General features: G+C 50.2%; 9 protein-coding genes. 4 read left to right on the top strand and 5 right to left on the bottom strand.

Annotation, left to right across the window (positions count from 1 at the left end; translation table 11 throughout):
• Positions 1-54: 54 nt before the first annotated feature.
• The gene (locus tag ACMV8I_RS03415; protein ID WP_498863802.1) at positions 55-807 is read left to right on the top strand and encodes an IclR family transcriptional regulator; all 753 of its coding nucleotides are present in this window, start codon (positions 55-57) and stop codon (positions 805-807) included.
• A 76-nt stretch (positions 808-883) separates the two neighbouring features.
• On the opposite strand, the gene kdgR is transcribed toward ACMV8I_RS03415, so the two are convergent.
• Positions 884-1,675, bottom strand: a complete 792-nt coding sequence (gene kdgR, locus ACMV8I_RS03410; RefSeq protein WP_498863801.1) for a DNA-binding transcriptional regulator KdgR — start codon at positions 1,673-1,675, stop codon at positions 884-886.
• A 238-nt stretch (positions 1,676-1,913) separates the two neighbouring features.
• On the opposite strand from kdgR, the gene ACMV8I_RS03405 reads away from it, so the two are divergent.
• Positions 1,914-3,308 (top strand): MFS transporter, encoded by a 1,395-nt coding sequence (locus ACMV8I_RS03405; RefSeq protein WP_498863800.1) that lies wholly within the window; start codon positions 1,914-1,916, stop codon positions 3,306-3,308.
• Positions 3,309-3,391: 83 nt separating this feature from the next.
• Here the strand turns inward: ACMV8I_RS03405 and htpX are convergent, their stop codons facing one another.
• The 4 genes from htpX to ACMV8I_RS03385 form a co-directional block, all read right to left on the bottom strand.
• The gene (gene htpX / locus ACMV8I_RS03400; protein ID WP_498863799.1) at positions 3,392-4,273 is read right to left on the bottom strand and encodes a protease HtpX; all 882 of its coding nucleotides are present in this window, start codon (positions 4,271-4,273) and stop codon (positions 3,392-3,394) included.
• 282 nt (positions 4,274-4,555) lie between these two features.
• Positions 4,556-6,625, bottom strand: coding sequence for a carboxy terminal-processing peptidase (gene prc / locus ACMV8I_RS03395; RefSeq protein WP_498863798.1), 2,070 nt, complete (start codon positions 6,623-6,625; stop codon positions 4,556-4,558).
• Positions 6,626-6,644: 19 nt separating this feature from the next.
• Positions 6,645-7,343, bottom strand: a complete 699-nt coding sequence (gene proQ, locus ACMV8I_RS03390; protein WP_498863797.1) for an RNA chaperone ProQ — start codon at positions 7,341-7,343, stop codon at positions 6,645-6,647.
• Positions 7,344-7,438: 95 nt separating this feature from the next.
• The gene (locus ACMV8I_RS03385) at positions 7,439-7,936 is read right to left on the bottom strand and encodes a GAF domain-containing protein (protein WP_498863796.1); all 498 of its coding nucleotides are present in this window, start codon (positions 7,934-7,936) and stop codon (positions 7,439-7,441) included.
• Between the two features lie 254 nt (positions 7,937-8,190).
• Here ACMV8I_RS03385 and yebS point away from each other — a divergent pair, with 254 nt between their 5' ends.
• Together yebS and ACMV8I_RS03375 are read left to right on the top strand one after the other, a co-directional pair.
• A complete protein-coding gene (gene yebS / locus ACMV8I_RS03380; RefSeq protein WP_498863795.1) occupies positions 8,191-9,438 on the top strand; it encodes a membrane integrity lipid transport subunit YebS in 1,248 nt (415 codons plus the stop codon).
• On the top strand, positions 9,407-12,037 hold the full coding sequence (locus ACMV8I_RS03375; protein WP_498863794.1) for a PqiB family protein: 2,631 nt from the start codon (positions 9,407-9,409) through the stop codon (positions 12,035-12,037). Before yebS ends, ACMV8I_RS03375 begins: the two co-directional genes overlap by 32 nt.
• Positions 12,038-12,044: the final 7 nt, after the last annotated feature.

Below are 12,044 nucleotides of genomic sequence, written 5' to 3'. Positions count from 1 at the left end.
TATGATGCTTTTTAATCTATTCCCTTCGCACCACAACAACAGGAGAGTTGGCTTATGCCAGATGAGAAGGTATCACGGGCGCGCGGTGTTGACAGGGTTATCGATATTTTCCGCCAGCTACATATTGCGGGTCGGCCAATGGCAATGCGGGATTTGATCGAAGCAACTGGGGCTCCGCGCTCAAGCGTATATGATCTGGTTAACTTACTCGGTGAGGCTGGCTTGGTTGAGTTAGATGCAGACGGTGCCGTGTTTTTCGGCCGTGAGATGCACTACTATGGTGCTGACTATATGGCCCATAACGATCTGATTCGTCGGTCACATCAGTTGATGGTTGAAATAGTAGCGCGACATGGGGAAACCGTTCAGCTTTGTATGTTGGAAGGTAACAAATACACCGTGGTGCTTTCAGAAAGTAGCGCGCGTCCCTTTAAAATCACCTCAGATATCGGTGTACGTGTGCCGATTACCTGGACCGCAACAGGTCGCTTACTGCTAAGCAACTGGTCTGATAACGATATTCTCAAACTGATCCCCGAAGAAGATTACCAATTGGCTAACGGTAAAACGTTAGACAAGCAGACCTTCCTCAACGAGATTCACTATGCCGGTCATTTGGGATATTGCCTGACTGAAGGCTTATCTGAGAGCTTTACCTGCTGCATGGCCGCACCGATTCGTTCGCGTGGTGGTCAGGCTGTAGCCGCTATCTGCTTTATGGTGAGTCGAGACACCCCAGAAGATCGCCGCCAGATGCTGCTAAAAGAACTGATCGATGCAGGGCATAAGCTCTCTGATTTGACCTGATGTTCTCCGCTGCAAGACATTGCGTGGGTTCCCCCTAAACTTGCCCAACATGTGGGGCAAGTTTAGGGGGGGCTCATTAGAAAGGATAGTCGTGGTAGCCAAGCTGCTGTGAAATATTGCGCGCTGCGGTATGCAGCATGCTGACATATTCGCTTTTACTCTCTTCTGAGAAACGAATGGTAGGAAACGAGATACTCATTCCCGCTGTCACCACACCAAAGCGGTCAAATACCGGAACGGCGATGCAGCGCAAACCCTGTTCCTGCTCTTCAATATCTTCGCCGAAGCCTTGCTCGTGGACTATCTCAAGCGCAGAGCGCAACGCTTGTACACTCAGAATGGTGTTATCAGTGCTGCGGGTAAACTCAATATTCGCCATCAGTGCATCAACTTCACCACGATCTCCCCAAGCCATCAGCACTTTGCCGATGGCTGTACTGTGTAGCGGATTACGCCGGCCGATGCGCGAGTGCATACGCAGGTTATACATCGAGTCAATTTTGTGGATGTAGACGATACCGTCTTCATCCAGTGCACCCAGATGGATCGTCTCACGGGTCAGGCGCGACAGTTCGCGCATCTGAATATCCGCGCTGCGGATAAGATCCACATTTTGTAAGGCTTTAGCCCCGAGTTCGAACAATTTCAACGTCAGTGAATATTTTTCCGACTCGCCTTCCTGCGCCACATAACCTAATGATTTCATGGTCTGCAGAAATCGGTAAACCGTACTTTTCGACATCATTACGCGTTGAGAAAGCTCGGTGATCCCGATCTCTCGCTCATCGCCGAGCGCCTGCAAAATGCCAAACACCTTCAGAACTGAGGAGACGGAATCGGGTTGTTTATCAAGTTCTGCATTAGCCATAGTCTCTCTTACCTGCCCGCTTAAGTTTTGTTTCAAAAAAAATAGAACACAGTTTTCATTATACTGGCAAGCATTCTGGATACGCAATCATCAACCAAGTTCGCTGAGCTTAACCCCCGATTATTGATAACTCTTCTTACAATATTAAGAATGTATCTCAATAATCAAGGTGGGCACCTTTTAGTCATTAGCATGGTAATATTCCCACTCCTGATTACCTCAATATCGACAATCATTTATGACTCTCACGCCAAATGATGGACTTCCTGTTCCGCAGCGTTATGGCGCGATCCTCGCTATCGCTCTCGGCATTACGGTTTCAGTGCTCGATGGGGCGATCGCCAACGTGGCTCTGCCCACCATCGCTAAAGACCTGAACGCCAGCCCTGCATCCTCAATATGGGTGGTCAATGCTTACCAGCTAGCGATCACCATCTCGTTGCTCTCACTGGCATCTCTGGGGGATATTTTCGGTTACCGGAGGATTTATCAGACCGGCTTACTGGTGTTTAGTATTACCTCGTTGTTTTGCGCCCTTTCGGACTCACTGACCACATTAACTATCGCCCGTATTTTGCAGGGGTTTGGCGCGGCGGCGATCATGAGCGTCAATACTGCACTGATACGCATCATTTACCCACAGCGTTTTCTTGGCCGGGGAATGGGGATCAATGCTTTGATCGTGGCAGTTTCTTCTGCAGCAGGCCCAACGGTGGCGGCAGGTATACTCTCCTTTGCATCATGGCAGTGGCTGTTTGCCATAAACCTACCCATTGGCCTGGCGGCACTGATGCTGGGAATAAAGTTTTTACCGGCTAACAGCACTAAGAGTCAGGAGCAGAAATTCGATTTCCCCAGCAGTGTGATGAATGCGCTGACCTTCGGCCTGCTTATTATCGCCATCAGCGGATTTGCGCAAGGCCAGAGCCGGCTGCTTATTCTGGGTGAAGTCATCGCACTGCTGATCATTGGTTGGTTCTTCGTGCGCCGTCAGCTGTCGCGCCCCTTCCCGTTGTTGCCAGTGGATCTGCTGCGCATACCTATTTTTGCCATGTCGCTGGGTACGTCGCTGTGCTCGTTCAGCGCACAAATGCTGGCTTTCGTTTCACTGCCGTTCTTTCTGCAAAACACGCTGGGATTGGATTCTGTCTCGACCGGTTTGCTGCTCACCCCATGGCCGCTGGCAACCATGGTGATGGCACCTATCGCCGGGCGCCTGGTTGAACGTTATCATCCGGGCATGCTGGGCGGTATTGGCCTGATTGTATTTTCTTTTGGCCTTTACTCGCTTTCGTTATTGCCACAGGAACCGTCAAATTTGAATATAATCTGGCGTATGTTGCTGTGCGGCGCAGGCTTCGGACTTTTTCAGTCGCCGAATAACCATACTATTATTACCGCCGCACCGCGTAACCGCAGCGGCGGTGCTAGCGGACTGCTCGGTACTGCACGACTTCTTGGACAGACAACAGGCGCAGCCATGGTAGCTCTGATGTTTAACCTGTTCCCTGAGCAAGGAACCCATGCGTCGCTTATTCTGGCCGGCACATTGGCCGGAGGTGGCGCAATAGTGAGTTTCATGCGTATGACCCAGCAGACCTCCAGCCAGAAAGAAGCCGACAATAAGTCCTGAACCAAAATTTCATCCCTGAATTTTAGACCTAAAAAACCCGGCATCTCTGCCGGGTTTTCCGTTGTACTGCGTGCTATTTAACGTTATTTCAAATACTGCCCACTGCGCAATGCTTCGATGCGCTTATCCAGCGGCGGGTGTGACATAAACAGTTCGCTGAATGACTTTGACTTACCGTTAATGCAGAACGCCATCATACTACCTGCTTCCTGAGGTTCATGGCTGGTCTTCAAACGTTGCAGTGCGGCAATCATTTTTTCACGGCCAACCAGTTTGGCTGAACCGGCATCTGCATAAAACTCCCGATGACGAGAGAACCACATGGTGATAATACTCGCCAAAATACCAAAGACCAGTTCCAGCACGGTTGCTACCGCGAAGTAAATCATCGGGTTACCACCACTGCTTTCCTCACCATCACGGTTGCCGGAAAGAAAACCTGACGCAACCTGAGCTATCAGGCGGGAAATAAAGATAACGAAGGTGTTCACAACGCCCTGAATCAACGTCATCGTGACCATGTCACCGTTGGCAATATGGCTGATTTCATGGGCGATCACCGCCTCAGCTTCGTCTTGGCTCATACTTTGCAGCAGGCCCGAACTGACCGCCACCAGCGATGCATCACGGCGTGCGCCGGTGGCAAATGCGTTGATGTCAGGCGCGTGGTAAATCGCCACCTGCGGCATGGCAATACCTGCCTGTTGGGACTGGCGGCGAACCGTTTCGATCAACCACCGCTCGGTTTCGTTACGTGGTTGCTCGATGACTTCGCCGCCGACCGAACGCAGCGCCATCCATTTAGACATCAGTAAGGATACGAGGGAGCCACCGAAACCGAACAGGCCAGCCATGATCATCAGCCCTTGTACACTGCTCGACTGAATACCGGTAAGGCTCAGTACCAGACCGAAGATCAGCATGACCGCCAGGTTAGTTATCAGGAATAACCCTATACGCATCATAAAATTCTCACTTCCTCATTGTTGCTTCATTGTTATACAAGGTGAAGACCGCAAAGCTATCAGGTCAACGTAGATCCTATGGGCAAATGTTGCAGATTCAAGAGTCTGCCAAAGCTATGCCCCTAAATTCACAATACTTTACAAAATGCAGTGTTTGATTTCACTTTCTGATCTAAATTACCAACAAAACCGCGCATCCCTATTTCAATGTTGAATCCCACGCAATAAAAAAGCGCACCGGAGTGCGCTTTTTTAAGGACTGATTTTACAGACACCGTCAGCTTATTTACTGGCCACAGGTGCCTGATCGCTCTGCGCTTTCTGCAAGCGGGCCAGATCGAGCGCAATGTTATCGGCTTCGTCCAGATAAGGGTCTGGAGCAACATAATCTTTCGGTAAATCTTCGAGAGATTTCAGCGGCTTCTTCCCTTCACGTTTGAAACGCTCATTCAGGCGTGTGAGCCGGGTTGCATCATCCTGCTTGTCTTCTTTATCACGTTGGGCGTAATTCAGGGAGACGATATCGCGTTTATCTTTCAGCGCGTTGTAGTGCGTAATATCTTGCTGGATGTACTGGAACTCCGGATCTTTAGCGATGCGCGCTTGATGATCTTTCAGCAACTCTGGCTCGAAAGGTTTCAGATCGCCTGTCTTGGTATAAGTCGCAGCATTAACGCTATCCCATGGCAAGGCGTTGTCTTCAAATTTCTCACCGGTTTCAATCGCTTCAATACCGGTAGGCATCAGGATTTCAGGTGTTACACCTTTACGCTGGGTACTGCCACCGTTGATACGATAGAACTTCTGAATCGTGTACTGTACAGAACCCAACGCTGGCCATTCAGGGCGGAGCATCTGATCGTAGATACGGTTCAGAGAGCGGTATTGCTGGACAGTACCTTTCCCGAAGGTAGGTTCACCAACAATCAGAGCGCGACCGTAATCCTGCATGGCTGCGGCGAAGATCTCAGACGCGGAAGCACTGAAGCGGTCAACTAACACAACCAGTGGCCCTTTGTAGTAAACCACGCCATCAGTATCGCTATCCTGGCGAATACGGCCATTGTTATCGCGCACCTGCACTACCGGGCCACTTGGAATAAACAGACCAGAGAGTGATACGGCTTCGGTTAACGCACCACCGCCGTTAGTACGCAAATCGATAACCAGGCTGCTAACATCCTGTTTGGCCATTTTCTGTAACTGCACTTTTACGTCATCCGTCAGGCCAACGTAGAAGCCAGGAATGTCCATCACAGCAACTTTCTCATTGCCGACTTTCTTGATGGTCATTTTTACCGCGCGGTCTTCCAGACGGATTTTCTCGCGGGTCAGAATAACGGTACGTGTTTTGGTGCCTTTACCTGCTGGCAGAATTTCGAGACGAACTTTACTGCCTTTCGCGCCTTTGATCAGAGCGACGACGTCATCAAGACGCCAGCCGATCACATCAACAACGCCTTTACTGGTTGCTACCTGTCCTACGCCAACGATTCGGTCACCGACTGCGATAGCTTTGCTTTTGGCCGCCGGGCCACCAGCTACCATCGAGTTGATCACAGTATAATCATCGTCGCCCTGCAATACGGCACCGATACCTTCCAGAGACAGGCTCATTTCAGTATTGAATTGCTCGGTACTGCGCGGAGACAGATAGTTAGTGTGCGGGTCAATTTCGTGCGCAAAGGCATTCATGACCAGTTGAAATACGTCTTCGCTATTGCTTTGCGTCAAACGCTTCATCGCAAAACGATAACGTTTAGTCAATACATCGCGAATTTCTTGATCGTTCTTACCTGCAAGTTTGAGGTTTAGCTCATCATATTTGACTTTTGCATCCCACAAACGATCAAGTTCATCTCGGTCTTTCGGCCATGGTGATTTAGAACGATCAAGATTAATCGTATCGTTGCCGGTGAAATCCATCGGGCGAGCCAGCACTTGCAACGCATAATTATAGCGTTCAAAGCGACGTTTCTGCGCCAGATTGAATAAAGCATACGGCGTGGTCAGCTGGCCCGACTTCAACTCTTCACCTAAGGTATTACGCTTAGATGAAAACTGGGCCACATCAGATGCAATGAATACGTTATGGCCATAATCGAGCATGTTGAGATAACGGTCGAAGATTTTCCCGGAGAAATCTGCATTAAGGTCAAACTGACGATAATGCGAACGGGTAAAGCGTGCCGTAACACGCTCACTCACCGTGGCGTCTTGAGGTTCTTGTGTCAATTGCTTGAGCTGATCGATAGTTACCGGTGCACTATCGTTCGCATAACTGGTGTTAACCAGACTTGCTCCTGACAACAACAGACCTGCAATAACGCTTAATCTGACAAATTTGTTCATGCCTGAGTTGGCCTCCGTATCAGAACTGCAAGTGTTCTGCGCGCACGATCATCGCCAGACCCGAAGAAAGCTGCACGCGGACACCGTCTTTGGCAATTTCCAAAACGGTAGCATCCATCGCGCTCTGACCTGCTCTGACTTTGATTTCCTGACCAACTTGCAGTTTTGAGATATCTGTTACTGGCACAGGACGCGGTTCACGTTTTTCCTCACGCGGTGGACGAGGTGTTCGTGGTTTGCGATTTTCTTGACCAGCAACTGCAGCGGTGGCATTTGCAGGCGCATTTTCACGACGCGGCGCAGGTCTCTTAGCTGCTGGACGTGGGCGACGTGGCTCGGCTTCGCCAGCTTCACGACGTTTTGCCTGTTGTTCAGCACGTTGTGCCTGAACGCGGGCTTTCGCTTCTTCTAACTGTTTGCGAGCATGCTCGACGTGCTGCTCTTCCAGCTCGCCGCATGCATTGCCATCAAGGTCAACGCGCTGTGCGCCAACTTTAACGCCATACAGATAACGCCAGCTTGAGGTGTACAGGCGCAGAGCAGAGCGTAACTGAGTTTTGCTCAGATTCTCTTCGCCTTGCAAGCGCTCGACCAAATCCGCAAAAATACCGATCTTTAAAGGTCTTGCTTCGCCTTCGGCGCTAAAACAGAGCGGAAAACGCTCAGCCAAAAAGGCGATGACTTCTTTACTACTGTTCAACTTAGGTTGATTTTCCATGAAATTTCCTGATTACAACGGGTTTGCCAACCGGCGCAGGCATGAACTGGCGTCATTATAATGACGTCATTATTAAATGCCACGTTATCCGTAGATCAACTTGCGATCAGATTGACATATTTTGCCGCATCGCTGTTTTGCAGATGTTGGCAAAGCCCGGCGACTAACTCAGTCAGCCCTTGTTCATCGGCTTCATCGAAGCGTTGATAAACCGTGCTGTCAATGTCCAGAACACCGATCACTGTGTCGTTGACGGTCACCGGCAATACAATCTCTGCATTGCTGGACGCATCACACGCAATATGGCCCGGGAAGGCATGCACATCAGCCACGCGCTGTACGCTGTTCTCAGCCACAGCCGTGCCACAAACGCCTTTCCCAACGGGAATACGCACGCAGGCGATTTTGCCCTGAAAAGGTCCCAATACCAGGGAGTTACCCTCTAAAAGATAGAAACCCACCCAGTTAACCCCTTCAAGACGTTCAAAAAGCAGGGCGCTGGTGTTCGACAGAGTGGCAATAAAATTATTTTCTCCGGCGATAAGTGCGCTCAGATCGCGTTTCAATTCCGCGTAGAATTCTTCTTTATTCATGTAATAACCAATAATAACCCAGGGGCAGGCAGCCATTATGCTGTGCTTAACCTCTATAAAATAAGCATTAAATGCCCATCTGAACAAGGTTAATCCTATGTGACTTCAAAAAGACTGACCTACAATGACTGTTTGTCGCCCGCATAATACGTTATTTTGTCGAAAAAACCTGACAGATCTTAGCATCACTCCCCTGTTATGTATTTCAGATGGGTGAACAATTGTTACAACAGGCATAATTACACTCAGGCCCTATGAAAATACTCTCAATGTCAGGACCGTTACCGCAACCACGCTACCAGCGCTGTAGTGAGTGCGATTACCTGTTTTCTATCCCTGACCTTAAAAAAACGCAGACTGCGCATTGCCCACGCTGCAATGCAAAAGTTGAAAAAGGTCGCGTCTGCTCCCTGCCACGCCTTATTATTATTGCCATCAGTATTCTTTTACTGATGCCTTTTGCCTATACCGAACCGCTCATCAGTATCCGTCTGCTGGGTACGCGAATTGACGCAAGCCTGTTGGAAGGGATCTGGCAGATGTCCAGTCAGGGTTCGCCGCTGACTGCCAGCATGGTGGCATTCTGTACTATCGGTGCTCCGCTGACGCTGGTTTGTTCAATTCTCTATCTTCATTTCGGTAGCCGCTGGGGAATGAACCTCAAGCCAGTACTGCTCATGCTGGACCGCCTAAAAGACTGGGTGATGCTAGACATCTATCTGGTAGGTATGGCCGTCGCCAGTATTAAAGTTAAAGAGTACGCAGATATTGATGTAGGGGTCGCACTGGTGGCATACCTGGTGATGACTGCGTTGGTCATCATCACACAAATCAATCTCAATATTGAACAGTTGTGGGAAGAGTTTTATCCGCAACCACGTCCCAAAGGCGCGCCCGCTTCACTCAAGCTATGCCTGTCGTGCAAATTTACCGGTCATGCGGATAGCGTCGGACGCTGCCCCCGCTGCCACGTCCCAATGAACGTACGTTATAAACATAGTCTGCAAAAAACCTGGGCAGCGCTGCTCGCAGCGATTATGTTCCTGATCCCGGCAAATCTGATGCCCATCTCTATCATTTATGCCAATGGGCAGAGGCTGGAGGACACCATTTTCTCCGGTGTGGTATCACTCGCCACTTCCGGTAATATTCCGATTGCTGCTATTGTTTTTATTGCCAGCGTATTAGTGCCTTTTACTAAGGTCATCGTTATGCTGACCTTACTGTTAAGTATTCATTTTAAGGCGATTCAGGGATTGAAAACTCGGATACGCTTACTGCGGCTGGTAACATGGATTGGTCGCTGGTCGATGCTCGATCTGTTTGTTATTTCTCTGATGATGTCACTGGTCAACCGCGATCAGTTATTGTCATTTACGATGGGACCGGCGGCCTTCTTCTTTGGGACAGCCGTTATCCTCACAATACTTGCCGTAGAATGGCTGGATAGCCGCTTGATTTGGGATGCACATGCAACAGGAAACGCCGAATACACCGACTGAAGCGCAGGTTAAAAACAGACGCCGGATCTCGCCTTTCTGGTTACTGCCGTTTATTGCTTTACTGATTGCCGGCTGGCTTATCTATAGCAATTATCAGGAGCGTGGCACTACGGTCACTATTGATTTTCAGTCGGCGGCGGGCATCGTCGCGGGCCGGACGCCTGTGCGTTATCAAGGGGTGGAAGTCGGTACCGTTGAATCGATAAGTCTCAGCAAAGACCTGCGCACCATTATGGTCAAGGTGAGCATTAAAAGTGATCTTGCCGACTCACTGCGAGATGGCACTCAGTTCTGGTTGGTAACACCGAAAGCTTCACTGGCTGGAGTTTCCGGGCTTGATGCATTGGTCGGGGGTAATTACATCGGCATGATGCCGGGAACGGGCAAAGAGAAAGATCACTTTGTGGCTCTTGATACCCAACCTAAATATCGGCTGAATACCGGCGAGTTAATGATCCACCTGCATGCCCGCGACTTGGGTTCGCTGAGCACCGGTTCGCTGGTCTACTACCGAAAAATACCCATCGGAAAAGTGTATGACTACGATATTGAAGCCGGTAACGACGGCGTCACTATCGATGTGCTGATTGATCGCCGCTTCGCACATCTGGTCAAAGACACCAGCCGGTTCTGGAACGTTTCTGGTTTCAAGGGCGATTTCAGTCTGAGCGGGGCAAAAGTCGAAATGGAAAGTCTGGCGGCACTGGTCAATGGCGCCATTGCACTCGACTCTCCTGCTGATGGTGATATTGCCAAGCAGGAACAGTCCTATGAACTTTATCCGGATCTTGCGCAAAGCCAGCGCGGTGTTGAGATCGATCTCGATCTGCCGAACGGCGATGGCCTGTATGAAGGCCGCACCCCGCTGATGTATCAGGGTTTACAGGTCGGCACACTGACAAAAGTCACGCTCCAGCCTGATAATAAAGTCACCGGCAAACTAACTGTTGACCCTTCGGTACTCGATATGGTGCGCAGCGGCAGCCGTATCGAAATGAACAGTCCGAAAATCAGTCTTAACAATGCCAAAGTGAGTCAATTGCTCACGGGTAACACCCTGGAGTTGATCCCAGGAGAAGGAGAACCCCAGAAGCATTTCGTGGTCCTTGATAGCAATCAGAGACTGCTACAAGACCCTGGCGTGCTTAAAGTCCAACTGACCGCACCGCAAACCTACGGTATCGACGGCGGTCAGCCGGTGTTATTGCACGGTATCGTGGTCGGTCAAATTCTGGATCGCAAACTGACAGATGAAGGCATTCTGTTTAACGTTGCCATTAAGTCCGAATATAAAGATCTGTTGCACAAAGACAGCAAATTTGTGGTGAACAGCCGCGTTGATGTCAAATTAGGCATTGACGGTATGGAAGTGCTGGGTGCCAGTGCACAAGAGTGGATCGACGGCGGCGTGCGCATTATGCCTGGTAGCAAAGGCGCACCAACGGAGAAATATCCACTGTTCAGTAACGCTGAAAAGGCTGCTGAAGGCGTTCAGGGCGAGCAACCGGGTGCCACTCTGATCCTGACAGCCAAAAGCCTGCCCGATGTTCAAACCGGTTCAGTGGTGTTATACCGCAAATTCCAGGTAGGTCAGATTGTTAACGTGACCCCCAAAACCAACGAGTTCGATATTGACGTCTATATCCGCCCTGAGTACCGCAAACTCCTCACCGAGAAAAGTATTTTCTGGGCAGAAGGTGGCGCGAAAGTGCAACTTAATGGCAATGGACTCACGGTGCAAGCAGCCCCACTGGATCGCGCACTGAAAGGGGCGATCAGCTTCGATAACTTTGAGGGTGTCTCGCTAAGTAAAGGTGCGAAGCGGGTACTTTATGACTCTGAAACCTCGGCACGTGCAGTAGGCAGCCAAATAACCCTGAATACCTTTGATGCCAGTAAACTGTCGCCGGGTATGCCGATCCGCTATTTGGGCATCACTATAGGTCAGGTGGAATCGCTAAAACTTGAATCCAGGCTAAATCAGGTGTCAGCGAAAGCCGTACTCTATCCGGAATACGTCGATACCTTTGCCCGCCTGGGGACACGTTTCTCTATTGTCTCGCCTGAGATTTCAGCCGGCGGGGTCAGTAATCTGGACACCTTGTTGCAGCCTTATATCAACGTGGAGGCAGGGAAAGGTCCGGCAGCACGTACATTCGACCTGCAAGAGTCGACTATAACCGATTCCCGTTATACCGACGGGCTGGGCATAGTGGTCGACGCAGCAGAAGTGGGTTCACTGCAAATTGGTACCCCTGTGCTGTTCCGCGGTATTGAAGTCGGTACGGTTACTGGCTTCTATCTCGGCGCAATGGCAGACCGGGTGAATGTCACGCTGCGTATTAGCAAGAAGTACCAATATCTGGTACGTGATAACAGCGTGTTCTGGCAGGCATCAGGCTATAACCTGCAGTTTGGCCTGACTGGCGGAATGTTCAAAAGCGGCACCTTCCAGCAATTTATTCGGGGTGGTATCGCCTTCGCTACGCCTCCTACCACACCGGTTGCGCCGAAAGCGGCTGCGGGTCGCCACTTCCTGCTTAACCCTGAAGAGCCTAAAGACTGGCAGAGATGGGGAACCGCGATCCCAAAAAACTGATCGTCAA

Origin of the sequence: Ewingella sp. S1.OA.A_B6, assembly GCF_049889095.1 — a bacterium.
Classification (GTDB): domain Bacteria; phylum Pseudomonadota; class Gammaproteobacteria; order Enterobacterales; family Enterobacteriaceae; genus Ewingella.
This window is presented reverse-complemented; position numbering and strand designations above follow the sequence as displayed.